10 protein-coding genes are annotated in these 16009 nt (G+C 60.1%); 6 read left to right on the top strand and 4 right to left on the bottom strand.

What is annotated here, in order from left to right; translation table 11 throughout:
* Positions 1–36 precede the first annotated feature (36 nt).
* The gene (locus tag HU752_RS19845; protein ID WP_186678987.1) at positions 37–324 is read right to left on the bottom strand and encodes a HigA family addiction module antitoxin; all 288 of its coding nucleotides are present in this window, start codon (positions 322–324) and stop codon (positions 37–39) included.
* A 13-nt stretch (positions 325–337) separates the two neighbouring features.
* Complete coding sequence (locus HU752_RS19840; protein ID WP_186678997.1) at positions 338–616, bottom strand: type II toxin-antitoxin system RelE/ParE family toxin; 279 nt, start codon at positions 614–616, stop codon at positions 338–340.
* Between the two features lie 414 nt (positions 617–1030).
* On the opposite strand from HU752_RS19840, the gene HU752_RS19835 reads away from it, so the two are divergent.
* The 4 genes from HU752_RS19835 (at position 1031) to HU752_RS19820 (ending at position 11812) form a co-directional block, all read left to right on the top strand.
* Positions 1031–2743 carry a ShlB/FhaC/HecB family hemolysin secretion/activation protein gene (locus HU752_RS19835; protein WP_186678999.1) on the top strand — a complete coding sequence of 571 codons (1713 nt, stop codon included), beginning with the start codon at positions 1031–1033 and terminating at the stop codon, positions 2741–2743.
* A 32-nt stretch (positions 2744–2775) separates the two neighbouring features.
* Positions 2776–10971: a two-partner secretion domain-containing protein gene (locus tag HU752_RS19830; RefSeq protein ID WP_186679002.1), complete on the top strand. Its 8196-nt coding sequence runs from the start codon at positions 2776–2778 to the stop codon at positions 10969–10971.
* Positions 10972–10974: 3 nt separating this feature from the next.
* The gene (locus HU752_RS19825; protein ID WP_186679004.1) at positions 10975–11340 is read left to right on the top strand and encodes a hypothetical protein; all 366 of its coding nucleotides are present in this window, start codon (positions 10975–10977) and stop codon (positions 11338–11340) included.
* 151 nt (positions 11341–11491) lie between these two features.
* Positions 11492–11812 (top strand): hypothetical protein, encoded by a 321-nt coding sequence (locus tag HU752_RS19820; RefSeq protein WP_186679005.1) that lies wholly within the window; start codon positions 11492–11494, stop codon positions 11810–11812.
* A gap of 67 nt (positions 11813–11879) precedes the next feature.
* Here HU752_RS19820 and HU752_RS19815 read toward each other — a convergent pair whose 3' ends face one another.
* Positions 11880–12824 carry a helix-turn-helix transcriptional regulator gene (locus HU752_RS19815; RefSeq protein WP_186679571.1) on the bottom strand — a complete coding sequence of 315 codons (945 nt, stop codon included), beginning with the start codon at positions 12822–12824 and terminating at the stop codon, positions 11880–11882.
* A 179-nt stretch (positions 12825–13003) separates the two neighbouring features.
* On the opposite strand from HU752_RS19815, the gene HU752_RS19810 reads away from it, so the two are divergent.
* Entirely contained in the window at positions 13004–13432 is a 429-nt protein-coding gene (locus HU752_RS19810; protein ID WP_186679007.1) for a hypothetical protein, read from the top strand.
* A gap of 27 nt (positions 13433–13459) precedes the next feature.
* The gene (locus tag HU752_RS19805; protein WP_186679573.1) at positions 13460–14110 is read left to right on the top strand and encodes a hypothetical protein; all 651 of its coding nucleotides are present in this window, start codon (positions 13460–13462) and stop codon (positions 14108–14110) included.
* A 99-nt stretch (positions 14111–14209) separates the two neighbouring features.
* On the opposite strand, the gene HU752_RS19800 is transcribed toward HU752_RS19805, so the two are convergent.
* The gene (locus tag HU752_RS19800; protein WP_186679009.1) at positions 14210–15565 is read right to left on the bottom strand and encodes a hypothetical protein; all 1356 of its coding nucleotides are present in this window, start codon (positions 15563–15565) and stop codon (positions 14210–14212) included.
* Positions 15566–16009: the final 444 nt, after the last annotated feature.

Genomic DNA, 16009 nt, shown 5'->3' with positions numbered 1-16009 from the left:
CCGAGGCCAGGCGTGAGCAACTGAGGGTTTGGCTGCTCAGTTTACCTGGGCATAGCGCTCAATTGGCGGTTGCTCTCGGTGTTCTGCCTGCCACAGATCGTAGTCTGCCTGGATACTCAGCCAGAGGCGGGCCGTGCTGATTCCGGCCCGTTCCAGCCTCACCGCTAGGTCGGGGCTGATGGGGGCGTGGCCATGCAGAATCCTCGAAAGCGTTTCCCGAGCAAAGCCCAGCCGGCGAGCAAACTCGGTAATGGTGGTTCCGAGGCCCGGTATCACATCGTCAAGAAGAATCCCGCCAGGATGAGGTGGGTTGAACATGCCCATGAGGGACCTCCGTTCAGTGGTAGTCCAAGTCATTGACCAGTTCGACATCCGTTCCTATGAAACGGAAAGTCACGCGCCAGTTGGCGGTCACGGTGATCGCCCAGAATCCTGATAGTTCGCCTTTGAGTGCATGCAACCTCCAGCCAGGGAGGTTTACATCCTCTGGTGTTCTGGCCCGGTTCAAAGCGAGCAGTACACCCGATAGCCGCTTTGCCTGGTCTGCTCTGATTCCGCTGGTTGATCCGCTTTCAAAAAAAGCACGAAGGCCTTTATGCCTCCAACTGACGATCACGGTTTGATTGTGATGTGATACATCACACTCTGCAATGACCGTGCGTCTTTTCCTCGGAGAAAGGACATCAGGGGCCCCTCTGGTGGGTAAACAGGACTCGGATTGATTCGTGAGGCCCATGATCCAGGTGAAGCGGGGGCAGGCTCCATCAGACGCAGCTTTGATGCAGGCGGAAATGTCTCTTTACGACGTCAGCCACCCTTAAGCCTTTCCAGCCCTTATGGATGACGACATACGAGGTCCGTGATGAGTTTAGAAATGAAGGGGAGTTATCGATTTTCAGGCTCATGAGTGGGCACTAATGTCACGTGAAACATTTAGAAAAAATTTCATCTTTGACAAATTGACGCCATAGAAGCGTCGCCATAGTATCGCCGCCGATTGATGGCATAGAGCCATCTCTATAGGGCGCGTATGGACACCTCATTTCTCAGGACGAGCATCGTTGCTGCGCTGACCGTCATCATTAGCAGTTACTCGTTCAGCACTCATGCGGCTCCGACCCCTGGCGATACAGACCTGATCCGTGATCGCCAGGATCGCCTCCTCGAAGAACAGCGCCGCCGTCTCGAAGACCTCAAGGATCTGCCCGGCAAGGCCGTAACGCCAGTGGCGCCGCAGGCACCGGTCGACACCCGCTGCTTCCCGATCAAGACCATTGACCTGCAGGGTGCGAACTCGCTCTCGACCGGCGAGCGCGAGCGCCTGCTCAAGCCCTACGTCGGCCAGTGCCTGGGCGTGCCGCAGCTCAACGAGCTGCTCAAGGTCATCACTGATGCCTACATAGAGAAGGGCTTGGTCACCAGCCGCGCCTACCTGCCGCAGCAGGACCTGTCCAGCGGCAACCTCAAAGTGCTGGTGGTCGAAGGCAAGCTCGAAGGCCTGAAGGGCGCCGAGGAGAGCAGCATTTCCGATCGTGAGCTGAAAATGAGCTTCCCCGGCAATCCGGGCGACCTGCTCAATCTGCGGGAAATCGAGCAGATGGTCGACCAGCTCAATCGCCTGCCGTCGAACCAGGCCCAGATGGAGCTGGCACCGGGCAAGGAAGTGGGCGGCAGCGAAGTACTGGTCAAGAACAATCCGCAAAAACCCTGGCGGGCTGGCCTGTCGTACAGCAACGAGGGCCAGCGCAGTACTGGTCTGCAGCAGGCGGGTACGAACTTCGATTGGGACAACGCGCTGGGGTTGGCCGACCAGTTTTCACTGAGGGCCGGTCATGACGTGGTCGGCGATACGAGGAAAAACTCGCGCAACGCAATGCTCTATTACAACCTGCCATTCGGCTGGTGGAACCTGAGCTACACCTACAGCGAAAGCGAATACCGTTCACAGGCCCAGGCCAGCGGCTTTGCCTTCAGGCAGAGTGGCGATAGCCAGAACCACCAGTTGAAACTGGAACGCGTCGTCTACCGGGACGCGGTGAGCAAGACCTCGCTCAACACCACGTTGACCTACCTGCGTACCAACAACTTCATCGAAGACAGCAAGCTGGCGGTCAGCAGCAGTCGCCTCAGCGAGTCCGGCTTTGGTATCAACCACGGGCGTCGAATCGGCGGGGCGTTCCTCAACGTTGACCTGGGCCTGCAGGATGGCATCGGTGCCTTCGACGCCCAGGGTGATCATGACCCGGGCCCGGGTCAGGCCGATGCCCGCTATCGCAAGTACACCGCCACCGTCAGTTACCTGCAGCCGTTCAAGCTGTGGGGCGAGTCTTTGAGCTTCAGCAGCCTGATGACCGGCCAGCGCAGCGAGGACGTGCTGTTCAGCCCGCAGCGCATGAGCCTGGGTGGGCAGTCGTCGATTCGTGGTTATCAGGACCAGACCCTGTCCGGTGACAGCGGTGGTTACTGGCGTAACGATCTGCGTTGGAGCCGTCCGGTCACCCTGGATTGGCTTAAACCATTGCTCTCGGAGTACGGCACCAGTGTCGGTTATGACCAGGGCGTGATCCGTCACGACCGCTACAGCGCCGAGCAGCATGGACGCATGACCAGCGACTCGCTGGAAGTGTTCGCCCGCGGCCAGCATGTGGCGGCGACGGTGACCTTCGCTCATTCCCTGGAACGGCCGACGCCCATTACCGAGCGTGAAGCGCCGGTCTATTTCCGCCTGGATTTCTTTCTCTAATTTTTCGCTTCAACTGATCCGAGATGCCTGACATGGACGTTCGCCAGTTCGCCTTCCTCGTGCGCCAGCCTTCTGCAGCCCTGAAAAACCGTGACCATTTCCTCGGGTTGCCCAAACGCGGGATCGCTTTCCTGCTGGCGAACGTCATGTTCTGGCAGCCGCTATGGGCGCAGGCGGATGGCATCGTGGTCAGCGCACCGGGGACGACGCTCGGCCAGGCGGGCAACGGCGTACCCATCGTCAACATTGCCGCCCCCAATGCCAGCGGCCTGTCGCACAACCAGTTCCAAGACTACAACGTTGGCAGCAACGGGCTGATCCTCAACAACGCCACCGACCGTACCCAGTCGACGCAATTGGGCGGGATCATTCTTGGCAACAGCAACCTCAACGGCCGTGCTGCGTCCACCATCCTCAACGAGGTCAACGGCGGCAGCCCCAGCCAGTTGCGTGGCTACACCGAGGTGGCGGGGCAGTCGGCCCATGTCATTGTTGCCAACCCTTACGGTATCACCTGTAACGGCTGCGGCTTCATCAACACCCCGCAGGCGACGCTGACCACCGGCAAACCGGTGATTACCAATGGACAGGTCTCGGGTTACCAGGTTGACCAAGGCAGCGTATCCATTGACGGCGCGGGTCTGAACGCCAACAACATCGACCAGTTTGAAATCATCACCCGCGCCGCGATCCTCAACGCGCAGATCAACGCGAACAAGCTGGCGATCATTACGGGCGCCAACGACGTCGATGCCAAGACGTTGCAAGCCACACCTCGTACTGCCAATCCGAACAATGCTCCACAGTTGGCCATCGACTCCTCGGCGCTGGGCGGCATGTACGCCGGTGCGATCAAGCTGGTGGGTACCGAGGCCGGTGTCGGGGTTAAACTCGACGGCAAGATGGTTGCCAGCGGTGGCGATATCCAGCTTGATGCCAACGGCCATCTGAGCATGGTCGATACGGCGGCGACCGGTGCGGTCAACGTCAAGGCCCAGAGCCTGGAAGCCAAGGGCCCGGTTTATGCTGGCACCACCCTGGACGTGAACACCCAGGGCGACCTGACCAGCCAGAACAACCTCGTCGCCAAGGACCGCATCACCCTCAACAGCGGCGGCCAACTGACCAACAACGGCATCATCGAAGCCGGAGTCAATGCTGATAACAGCCGCAACACCGCAGGCGATGTCAGCGTCACCGCACAAAGTTTTAGCAACACCGGCAAGAGCGTTATCGCCAGCCGCGACCTGACCGTCACCACCGCCCAGACCCTGACCAACCAGGGCGGCACCCTGAGCGGCAAGCGCCAGACCACCGTCACCGCCGGCACCCTCGACAACCAGAACCAGGGCCGAGTCCTCAGCGCCGACAGCTTGAACCTGACCGCCGATACCGTACTGAACGGGCAGGGCGGCCTGATCAACAGCGTCGGTCAATTGACTGCCACCCTCGGTCACTTGAACAACAATGCAGGCGAAGTTTCCACCAAGGCCAGCAGCACGCTGATCCTTGGCACGATGGACAACCTCACCGGCCTGGTGATGGCCGATAACACCCTGGGCCTCACCGCCGCCGGCGCGATCAACAACCAGAACGGGGTGATCTCCGGTTGGCAGGGCCTGACCGTCACCGGCAGCAGTCTGGACAACCGCAACAGCGGCACCGTCTCCAGTCGCAGCGGTGATGTCGCCGTCACCCTCAGTGGTGCGCTGCTCAACAGCCACGCCGGCGCGGTGGTCAGCCAGAAGGCCCTGACCGTCACCGCCGACAGCCTGGACAACAGTGACCAGGGCGTCCTTTCCAGCGGCGCTGCCCAGAAGCTGACTGTCACCGGCCTGCTCGACAACACCCTGGGCGGCTCCATCACCAGCTCGGCCACCCTGACCCTGCAGGCGATGGCCCTGAACAACGCCGGCACCCTCAGCGCCGATGACGCGCTGAGCTTCACCGGTACCGACCTGGACAACAGTCACGGCACCTTCACCGGCAATGCCGGGGTCACCCTCGACCTGCTCGGGACCCTGACCAATAACTACGGCAAGCTGTCCAGCGCAGGCCCGCTGCTGCTCCAGCGCAGCACGCAGATCAACAACCAGAACGGCGGGATCAACAGTCAGGACCTGCTGACTCTGCTCACCGGCAGCCTGGACAACAGCCAGAATGGCACCATCGGGGCTAGCGATACCTTGCTGGTCACGGCCAGCGGTAAAGTCGACAACAGCACTGGCGGCCTGATCGCCAGCCGCAATGCCGACCTGCAACTCAATGCTGACAGCCTGGGCAACAGCAAGGGCTCCCTGCAAGGCAAGGGGGCGGTCACTCTCAATGTCACCGGCGACATCGACAACCAGAGCGGCAAGGTCATCGCCCAGGACGGTGACCTGAGCGTCACCGCGGCCAACCTCGACAGCCGCGGCGGCCTGCTGTCCAGCGTCAAGGGCGCGTTCGAAAGCCACATCGTCGGTGTACTGAAGAACGGTTACGACCTGAGCAACAACAACCAGGGTGGCACGATCCAGGCCCAACGCCTGTCACTCAATGCCTTCGGCGGCATCGACAACAACGGTGGCCGCATCGCCGCTCAGTCGGGTGATGCGGTACTCGATGTCCGCAGCGGCAATATCGACAACCGCAATGGCGGCGTCTATGCCAGCAATCTCGTCCAGGTCAGCGGCACGGACTTCGATAACAGCGGCAGCAACGACGGTCAGATCAGTGGCAACCAGATCAATCTCGACCTCAAGGGCGCACTGAACAACACCGGTGGCATTGTCGAAAGCCAGAGCACCCTGACGATCAACGCGGCGAGCCTGAACAACCAGAACGGCCAGCTACGGGCGCTGGGCAAGAGCAGCAAGACCGTGTTCAACATTGGCGGCCTGCTCGACAACAGCAACGGGCGCCTGGAAACGGCCAACACCGACCTCGGGCTCGATGCCGGCAGTTTCCAGAACCAGGGCGGTAGCCTGCTGCATGCCGGCACCGGGTTGTTCGCCATCAGCATGGCCAACCTCAGTAATGTAGGTGGCCAACTGGTCACCTATGGCGACCTGACACTCACGGCCGATAGCTGGACCAACAGCACCTCGATCCAGGCCGATCACCTGACCGTCAACGTCAACCACCTGAGCCAGACCGCCGGTGGCCAGCTCCTGGCCTCCAGCAGCCTGACCGGCAGTGGAGCCGCCTGGACCAACGATGGCCTGATCGGCAGTGATGGCACGGCCAGCGTGGTGCTGAGTGGCGGCTATGCCGGCAAGGGACGCTTGAGTAGCCTGGGCATCCTGGGGCTGCACGCGGCGCAGCTTGACCTGGATTCGGCTGCGAGCGTGGCCGGTGGTGGCAACACCACGATCAACATCGACGGCATCCTGAACAACAGCGGGCGCTTGACTTCTGCGGCCGACATGACGGTCACCGCTGCCAGCCTCAACAATTACGGCACCCTGGGTAGCGCCCAGAAACTCACCGCCACCACTGGCGCCTTGCTCAATGACCATGGCCTGATCTTCAGCGGTAGTGACATGTGGCTGCGGGTCGATTCACTGACCAACAGTTATGCCAGTGTCTACAGTCTTGGCAACCTGACCGTCGATCGGGACGGGCAGGGCGCGGTGGCCAGCAGCATTCTCAACAGTTCCGGTTCGCTGCAGAGTGATGGAACCATGAGCCTGGCCGCCAGCACGATCAGGAACGTGCGCGCGGTGCTCAACACCAGCGACCAGGGCATCTACACCGCATCGATTTCCGAAGTCCAGTGCATCGAGGGCTACAACGCCGGCGACTGCAGCGGTAAGCAGAACCACGTCTGGCAGATCGTCCAACGCGACCGGTTCGAGGTCACCGAGGCTAGCGCGGCTTCCAGTATCACCTCCGGCGGCAACCTGACCCTCCTGGGTGGTGACCTGCTCAACCAGAGCAGCACCATTGCCGCCGGCGGCGCGCTCACCGCGACACTCACGAACCTGACCAACAGTGGCCTGGAAACCGGTGAAACCGAGACCTCGCGCACCTTCCTGTCCGAGCGTACCAATGATGCGGGCATGTGGTACGACAGCGCCGCTTCATTCAACGATCACTATTCTCTGGGCGCCGCCGACTACAATCCGAACAACCTCGGTGGTTTGCAGGCGGCCATGAGTGCCTTCATCAGTATCACCGAGAGTGAGCTGGGGCAGTTCCGCAGTACCCGCAAGATCGATGCCGGCGACCAGAGCTATGCCGCAGTGATCCAGGCCGGTGGCGCGGTCAATGTCACGGCGCAAGGCAACATCGACAGCAGCGTCGTGCGTCCGGGCTACACCTACGTCGGCAGTGGACCACGCACCGACACCCAGGCCGCGTCCAGCAAGTTCTCCACCTTCGTCACGGTCAACCAGCAACTGCCGCCGGACCTGGCACAGCAGCAGGTCAATCCGGTCAGCCTGCCGGGCTTCAGTCTGCCGACGGGCAGCAACGGACTGTTCCGCCTGAGTGGGCAAGCGGACAACAGTGCGCCGGCTGCAAGCCTCGCGCACGTGGCCGGTTTGCCGGACACCTCGGCCAGGAGCAATCCGCAGAAATACCTGATCGAGACCAACCCGGTCCTGACCGATCTCAAGCAGTTCATGAGCTCGGACTACCTGCTGTCCAACCTCGGCTATGACCCGGACACCAGCGCCAAGCGCCTGGGCGATGGGCTCTACGAGGAAAAACTGATTGATCAGGCGGTCGTGGCGCGTACCGGGCAGCGCTTCATCGATGGCCAGACCTCCGACGACGGCATGTTCAAGTACCTGATGAACAACGCCTTGGAGAGTAAGCAAGCGCTTAATCTGCAACTGGGCGTCAGCCTGACTTCCGAGCAGGTCGCAGCCCTGACCCATGACATCGTCTGGATGGAAAACGAGACGGTTAACGGTGAGCAGGTGCTGGTGCCGGTGCTCTACCTGGCCAATGCCAACAACCGCCTGGCCGCCAATGGCGCCCTGGTCCAGGGCAGCGATGTGAACCTGATCGCCGGCAAGGACCTGAGCAACGCCGGGACCCTGCGTGCCAGCAGCAACCTGACAGCTGCTGCCGGTAATGACCTGGTCAACAGCGGCCTGCTCGAGGCGGGTAATCGCCTTGATGCCCTGGCCGGCAACGACCTGACCAACAAGGCGGGCGGGATCATCGCCGGCCGCGATGTCGGTGTGACGGCGGTGCAGGGGGACGTGATCAACGAGCGCACCCTGACCATCCACCAGAGCGGCACGGACGCCAAGACCGAGCAGCGTACCTTCGCCGACAACGCGGCGGCGATCGAGGCGACGCAGAGCCTGACCGTCACGGCGGGCCGCGACATCGACAACGTCGGCAGCACGCTCAAGAGTGGTACCGACACCACGCTCAAGGCCGGCCGTGACGTCAACATCACCTCGGCTGAAGAGATCAACAGCAATACCCGTGGCGATCGCAACCGTGACCAGAGCATTACCCAGGACCGCTCCAGCATTTCTTCCGGAGGCAACCTCACGGTCAGCGCCGGTCGTGACCTGACGGCTGTTGCCAGTCAGATCGACGCCAAGGGCGATCTGTCAATGGCTGCGGCTGGTGACCTGATCCTGGCCTCTGTCGCGAACGAAGAGCACGACTACAGCAAGACCAAGAAGGTCACCTCCCAGCATGACCACGTCAGCCAGGTCGCCACCAGCGTCAGTGCTGGCGGTGACGTGAGGCTCAGTTCCGGCACCGACATGACCCTGGTGTCGAGCCGGGTCGATGCTGGCCATGAAGCCTACCTAGTGTCGGGCAGCAAGCTGGACCTGCTGGCGGCCCAGGATAGCGACTACTCGCTGTACGACATGAAGAAGCGCGGCGCCTGGGGCAGCAAGAAGACCCAGCGCGACGAAGTGACCCAGGTCACCAACGTGGGCAGCCAGATCAAGGCCGGTGGCGATATCGGCCTGATCAGCACGGGTGACCAGCGCTACCAGGCCGCCAAGCTCGACAGTGGCAATGACCTGACCCTCCAAAGCGGCGGTGCCATCACCTTCGAAGGCGTGAAGGATCTGCACAAGGAAGACCACGCCAAGAGCAGCACCAACCTGGCCTGGAACACCATGAAGGGCAAGGGCAGCACCGATGAGACCCTCAAGCAGACCGAAATGGCGGCCAAGGGGCAGGTGGTGATCAAGGCGGTTGAAGGCCTGCATATCGATGTGAAGCAGGTCAACGAACAGACCGTGAGCCAGGCGATCGATGCGATGGTCCAGGCCGACCCGCAACTGGCCTGGCTCAAGGACGCCGAGAAGCGCGGCGACGTCGACTGGCGGCAGATCAAGGAGCTTCACGAATCCTACAAATACAGCAACTCCAGCCTCGGTGCGGGGGCGATGCTGGCGATCATTATCATTGTGACGGTGTTGACTGCTGGTACTGCCAGCACGTTGGTTGCATCGGCGGGTGAGTCGCTGGGCATGGGCAGCACCATGGCGGCGGCGACCACTGCCACTGCGACCACGGCGGCGACCTCGGCAGGCTTGGGCAACATCATCGGCACGGCAGTACTGACGTCCATGGCGGGCACCGGTGCTGTCAGCGTCATCAACAACAAAGGCAACCTGGGGGCGGCGCTGGGCGACACCTTCAGTGCCGACAGTCTCAAAAATGCGGCCATCAGTGGGCTGACGGCAGGTGCTATCAGTTACGCTGACAGTACTTGGTTCAAGCCTGCCGAAGGAGCCCCAAACGGTGGCTCGCAGGTCATCACCGCCGGACCGGTGCAGAACCCCGGATACTCCAGCGGCATGCTCACTTGGGGCAATGCGACGGAAACCCTCGTGCGCAGCGGTGCGCATGCCGTGATCAGCAGTGGCATCTCTACTGCCATCAACGGAGGAAGCTTCAGCAGCAATCTGGGCAGTGCGCTCATCAACGAGGGGCTGGATCTGGCGGCGGCTGCCGGTAACAAAGGTGTCGGTGATCTGGCAGAGGCACTGCACGTTGAGCCAGGTACTGCGACCACGATGTTGCTGCATGCCACCTTGGGCGGGCTTCTCTCTGTTGCCAAGGGGCAGGACTTTACCAGTGGTGCTATTGCGGGAGGGGTGGCGGACGGGCTCACGCCTATTGCTAACGGACTATTGGCACAGTACGCCAGTGACCAGTTTTCGGCGAGCGATCTGAGTCAGGAAGGAAGCCAGAAGAAGATTGCAACGGCGCAGATTATTGGTCTTCTCGCTGCCTCTCTGGCCGGTGGAGATCCCAGTACCGGAAGCATGATTGGCGGTGCTGCCGAGAAATACAATGATGAGTCGCACCTAGAGAAAAAGATTAGATCTGTATTGGCCCTCCTGAGCGGCTCGCAGACCAATGCCGGTTTCGAAAACCAGGTGGCGGCACAAGATCCCGTAGCTGAGTTCGACAGCATGGGGTTCCCGGTCGACAGGTCCTCAACCAAAACGCCAGCCAATCAGATTCTTTTGATGTCGGCGTTACTGATGGCCGGGTTTGCGCCCGAGTTGATTCCCGAGCTACTTGGTGGGAGCACAGAAGGTGCGGTTGCCTCCCTGCCTAGGGCTGGAGGCCTATTCAGTGAGGTCGGTGAAGGAACCTCGGTTGACGCCGGCACAGGGGCCGGAAATACTGCCGCTACGAGTGAGGGCGGTGTTGATACTGCTGCAAGTGCAAGAGGTGAGGTTTCTGGTCGAATAAATGGTGGCCGGCCAGATATTGAGGGCGACCCCTACAATCCGGAAACCGTCGATCAAAGGAGCCAGATCAACAAGGATTTGTATGGCAGTGAAAACCTTGGGCCTAGTGATCCAAGATGGCTGGAGATCAAACAGGGGCAGGTTGCAGAGCTCAGGTCTACGCTAACTGGCAAGCTCAGAACTGAGGGCAATGTGGCTGTTGCTGATGTGCACATCGAGGGTTTGCCTGGGAGTATGGCTGCTCACAGCGGTATTGATGAAGTTACTGGTGACTTTATTGGAGAGGCGAGTAGGAGTTTTGACTCGCAGATTCTAAATAACGCAAAAGGAGCTCCAATAGATAGGGCTACCGATGCAGAGTATAAAATTCTAGATAACATTTCTGATATGTTGGCCGGTAATAAAGGGGCGAGCGGGACTGTAGATATTTTTAGTGAGCTTAAGGTTTGTGCTAGCTGCAGTGAGGCTATTGCGCAATTTAAGGCGAGATTTCCTAACATTGATGTTAATGTTGTTGCTAATCCTAATGGTCTTAGAGTTCCGGTGAAATAGGTTATGTCTGATATTCTGAGTTACAAAGAGTTGCAGGAGGGTATGCTTTATTATTATCCGATTTATTGTCGTTCCAAGCTCAGAGGTATTAAGAAATTCGGGAAAGGTTGGGTTGAGGGTGAGCTTGAGGTCGGATATGCACTAAACGAAATGGAGGGTAGCTTTAAGGAGCCGGTTGAGGAGTTTATGTTTTATGTTGCGGCGTTAATACTTATGGCTGGTAGGGAGTCTAAATATACGTATGATGCTATTGCAGAGGTCATAAATAAATTTATTGCTGATCATGGATTGATTAACCTTCTTGCTCAGCTTTCTGAAGCGGATGCGAAAAGGGTAAGGTCAGATTTGGAGCTTTTGGAGCTGATTTGAGTTTCGTGATGCGTTTTTTGGGGGCGGGATATATACGTGTGAGGCTCAGGCCGTGTGGGAAACCCCGCTAGGGAAAACGATGCGCTCGCCTGGGTTTGAAAATGTTGACGTTGCTGGTAATAATGTGAGATTTTTTCATTGAGGGTTTTTCTTGGGTAAAGTTGAAATTATCAGGGCTTTGATGCTGGCTGAGCGGTTTAAAGATCTTCTTGATTTACTTGAGGAAGAGTCAGCTTATTTTTCGGGTAAGGCTCCGGTAGAGGAGCAGGGGCAAGACTCCCGTCGTTTAAGAATTATGGCAGTACATCACCTTAGGTTCTTAGCTGAGTTCGGTAGCGCTTCTTCGGGTGGCTTTAAGGGTAAGCGGCATCTCATTCCCTTTCCCGAAGACTTTGAAGCTTGGCTTCGCACCGGAGCACCGGAGGTCGCGTTAAAAGATCTTGAAGCTCTTCTGGCAGACCATCCTTTGTGATTTGCCATGAGCAAAAAATTGGAGTAGCCCCAGTTTCTCTCCAGGCGATGCTCGAACAGCGCTCCCCTCACTCCGCCCCCGGCGCATACCCAAAATACGCCTTGTACGCATGATTGAAATTCGCCGGATTGGCGTACCCCAACCGATAGGCAATTTGCGCCACCTGCCATTTCTTCTGCTGCAACAACGTCCGTGCCAACTCCATCCGCTGCTGTCGCACATACTCCAGCATCGACTGCCCGAACACCTGCCCGAACGCCCGGCGCAAGGTGGTTTCGCCGACGCCTAACTGCTGCGCCAAAACCAGACTGCCAGGCGGATCGAGCAGGTTGGCATCCAACTGCCGCCTGGCCTCATGCGCCAGATCCCGCTGCCCACGCAGCGCCGGTGTTGGCTTTTCATCCTTCGTCTTGAGATGCGCCGCCAGTTCCACCAGCACCGCCAGGCTGAGGCTCTCCTGATGCAGGCGTTCCAGCGCACCTTCGTACGGCGAATGGTATAGCCGCTCCAGCAGGCTCCCCAGTGCCCGGCAACGGTTGAGCTCCGAGAACTGCATGCCCTGGTCGAGCAGCCCGAGCAACGGCTGCAGGGTCGGGTCTTCTTCGGCCAATTCCCGCAGGTAGTCACCAGAGATCCGCAGTCCGGCCATGCGCGCATGGCTACCGGCGGGCAACTGGTCCACCGCTTCCATGCTCTCGCTCAGCCCCAGCGCATGCGGTGCGCCGGTGGTGTACCGGTTGAGCCGGCCGTCGACCCGATGCTGCCACTGCCCGTGCAGCACCTGCACGATGCACAGGCTGCCGGGTAATACCTTGTCGATGCGCAGGGGCTCGGGGAACTGCAGGTCGCAGTCGAAGTACTGCAGGTGCGGGCGCACGGTGCGCGCACGATAGTGCCCGCTGGCGCTGCCCAGCACCTGGCCGATCGCGGGATCGAGCACGCCGGTGTGTGCCAGCGACGCGGGGCGGTCGAAGCAGAATTGCGTATCCAGATAGGCGTTCCAACGTTCCATCGTCACGGCGTTTCCATGAAAACTTGGCCACATGGTCACAAATGTTAACGCGATCACGGGCATGACGTCAGCGCTTGTGATCGACGGCGCCATTGTTGTGAGCAGCGGCCACGGCGGTTGGCAGGGCGTCGGGCGCGGACTTCAATAGTCGCCCCCAAGACATTCAAGGAACCTGAACGATGCTCGACGTTCGCAAATGGACGCTGCTGTTCGCCACCACGCTGGCCCTGCTCGCCGGCTTCGCCCAGGCCGAGGACCGCCCGCCGGTGGCGGACAAGGTCATGGCCTATTCCGGTCAGCAGGGCGTCAAGGTCTGGACCCTGCGCATCGGTGAGCGCAGCGATAACCAGGCCCTGGTGCAGGTGGAGGACGTGGACCACGACTGGAACCTGCGTATCCAGAAAATGAGCGTGGAGAAGACGTCCAAGGACACCCGCTATTCCACCACCGTCGATGGCAAGAAGTTCGTCGTATTGATCCTCCAGGAAGGCTGGGGCGAGTTGTACCTGCCGGGCGAGGCCAAGGCCCTGACCGTCGGTTATGACGAAAACCTGTCCAGCCGCGGCGATGCCCAGGCGTTTCTGACCGACTACCTGAAGAAGCCGTAAGTGATGAGCCCGGATAGCGAAACCCCGATGAACAGCCCGCAACAACCTGATCTGCTGTCCAGCCTGGCCGGCGAATACGACCGTTTCAGTGCCGCTCAGCGTGAACGGACGATGGCCGAACTCAGGCAGGTGATCGAGCAGGTGCCCGAACAGTCCGAGTTCACCAACACCACTCGCTATAAGCTCCTGGGACCGCTGTTCACGGTGATTGCGCTGGGCATGCTGGCCATGGGCATTCATCAGGGCAAGACCGGCCTGATGGTCTGTGGCGGGTTCCTGGCACTGCTGTTCGTGCTGGTCACCTGGCAGCACCGTCACGCCGGCCAGCACGCGTTCATGCGCCTGACCCGCAGCCAACTGTTCGTCGACACCTTGAGCGCGCCGGTCGCCCTGGCCGATGTCGTCGATATCTTCGTCAAGGATGAGGGGCTGGTGACACTGCAGAAGCTGACGCTGCGTCCGGGCAGTCCATTGCCGACCCACCGTGCCGTACGGCAACTGTTCGGCAACCAGGCCATGGCGCTGAAAAGCCCCCAGCCGCACATTCGCATTCATTCGGCGGGGCTGATGAGCCATGGCAGGAAGCTGGATTGCGACGAGATCGCCGCACTGCTCAATGCCTATTGGCAGGCTGCTCACGCCCAGCAGGAACTGGATGCCTTGCAGCGCAACGGATAAAGAGGCAGGCACTCCCTTGCATCGGTGAGTGCCTGCCGCGGGCGAACGATCTGAATCAAGTCCAGCCCCAGGCAATCGCTGCCCAGAGCTGGACGCTTGTTACTCGAGCAGTTGTTCCAGGCTTGGATCGCGAATCACGCGCTGCAATGGCAACTGAGGCGCGCTGCCGGACTTGAGCATTTTCAGCTTCGGACTGGCCGCTTTCGTGCAGGCATTGCCGCCGTTGGCGTAGATCCCGCCCATGGCGCACTTCCACTCGTAGAAGTTCGCCAACCCGTTCGACAGCTGCAGGCTGAAGTCCGTGCTCTGGGTCCCCGGCGTGAACGGATGACCGGCCTGGATGTTCTGGAACCACTTCATCCATTCAGGCGAACCCACCGGTGGCACCTTGTCTTGACTCTGGAAGGTCGGGTTCATGAGCGCCACTTGCGGTGACTCGGCCGTCATGTGGCAGCTCTGGCAGGAACTGACCGGGTTGTCCACCGGGCCATTGAGGCGCCCGTTCCAGCCCAGGTGGGTCGGTGGCAGTTCCTGGGTATTGGCGTTGATGGCGGTCTGCTTCAGCGCGGTGTTGATCTTGGTGACGGTCGGCTGCTTGTTGGTGAAATCATCGCCCGTCTGCTGCGGATCATTGCCCCACATGATCCCCACCGGTACCAGATTGTCCCAGCCTGCCTTGCCGGTCTTGGCGCCGTTGTACTGGAAGGTGCCGAAGATCCAGCCGGTGTCTTTCATGCGCGTGTCGCGCACGGCGATGTCCATCTGGATCAGGGCGACGTCGCGGACCACACGATTGGTCGACGTGAAGGTGTCGGTGATATAGGCCTGCCACAGGACCGGGTTGGCGAGGAACGGCACGGTGCTGCGGTCGATGTCGGCGAACAGCGCCTTGCACACCACCGTCCCGTTGGGGAAGCTGTTGGGCTGCGAGGTATGGCTCGGGTCCGGGTTCTGCGGGTCTTTCCAGACCTGGCCGATGGTGTAGGCGCCGATGTCGTTGTAGATGCCCACGGCGTAGGTCTGGCCGGTGGCAGTCTGCGTCGGTGCCAGTTGCTTGGCCTGAATCTGCGCTTCCTTGGTCAACCCATGGATGCCTTCACGACCCAGCGGGCCATAGTGCTGCCAGGGCATGTGGAACCACTGGCGAACTTTGTTGTTCTGGCCCTCCCAGTTGACCTCGATGTTGCCCTCCAGGCAATAGTTCTTGGCCTCGTTCATGTAGGTGCGCCAGGTTTCGAAGTTGTTGTCCGGCTTGGCCGGCAGCTTCTTGAAGAACGCCGGCGGCGAGCCGGTGGGCGGCTGGGTAGGGTAGTTCTGGCTGAGGACGAATTTGGTGCCGGTGTAATCCTTCGGTGGCGCATAGCCGTAGTCGGGGTAGGTACCGGCCTGGGCCGCGACGCTGAACAAGGCGGCCGCCACCGCCAAGGCTGTGAGTGTTGCCTGGTGTTGGTTCATCGATTATCTCCTTGATAGGGAATACGCCGGGCACTGGTCGAGCAGGTGCTCGCGAAGTACCGGGCTTCCTTTTTTCTTGGTATGGGTCTCGGTTTGGCTGTCGAGACGGGCTTCACGGGTCAGCAGGGTTTAGGGTGGTTCACCTCCTCGGCAGCGCCGGACACACGCGTTCAATCCCCGGCGATTGCCGGAAATGCGAAAAAGGGGGGAGACGGATTGTGCGCAGAAAATGCGAGGGGGAACTGCCTATCGACTCCTGTCGATCGCCTGCCGTACTTCCTTGCTACAGGTGTAGGCGACTTCCAGAAAAGTGCCATGCCCTGAATAAAAAATAGCGGGCTTTCGGCTGACGGGGATTGTCCGATCCATCTGCAATCGGACTTGCGCGGCCCCACTGGCGCGTTCGACAGAGCTGATCTTTACTCTCCGGCGACTCGTCGGCGA

This window comes from Pseudomonas vanderleydeniana (genome assembly GCF_014268755.2).
Taxonomy (GTDB): Bacteria; Pseudomonadota; Gammaproteobacteria; order Pseudomonadales; family Pseudomonadaceae; genus Aquipseudomonas; species Aquipseudomonas vanderleydeniana.
This window is presented reverse-complemented; position numbering and strand designations above follow the sequence as displayed.

Bases quoted from the DNA above. Each gene is read 5' to 3' on its own strand.
- HU752_RS19845 (WP_186678987.1), bottom strand. From the start codon at position 324: ATGGGCATGTTCAACCCACCTCATCCTGGCGGGATTCTTCTTGACGAT.
- HU752_RS19835 (WP_186678999.1), top strand. From the start codon at position 1,031: ATGGACACCTCATTTCTCAGGACGAGCATCGTTGCTGCGCTGACCGTC.
- HU752_RS19830 (WP_186679002.1), top strand. From the start codon at position 2,776: ATGGACGTTCGCCAGTTCGCCTTCCTCGTGCGCCAGCCTTCTGCAGCC.
- HU752_RS19825 (WP_186679004.1), top strand. From the start codon at position 10,975: ATGTCTGATATTCTGAGTTACAAAGAGTTGCAGGAGGGTATGCTTTAT.
- HU752_RS19815 (WP_186679571.1), bottom strand. From the start codon at position 12,824: ATGGAACGTTGGAACGCCTATCTGGATACGCAATTCTGCTTCGACCGC.
- HU752_RS19810 (WP_186679007.1), top strand. From the start codon at position 13,004: ATGCTCGACGTTCGCAAATGGACGCTGCTGTTCGCCACCACGCTGGCC.
- HU752_RS19805 (WP_186679573.1), top strand. From the start codon at position 13,460: ATGAACAGCCCGCAACAACCTGATCTGCTGTCCAGCCTGGCCGGCGAA.
- HU752_RS19800 (WP_186679009.1), bottom strand. From the start codon at position 15,565: ATGAACCAACACCAGGCAACACTCACAGCCTTGGCGGTGGCGGCCGCC.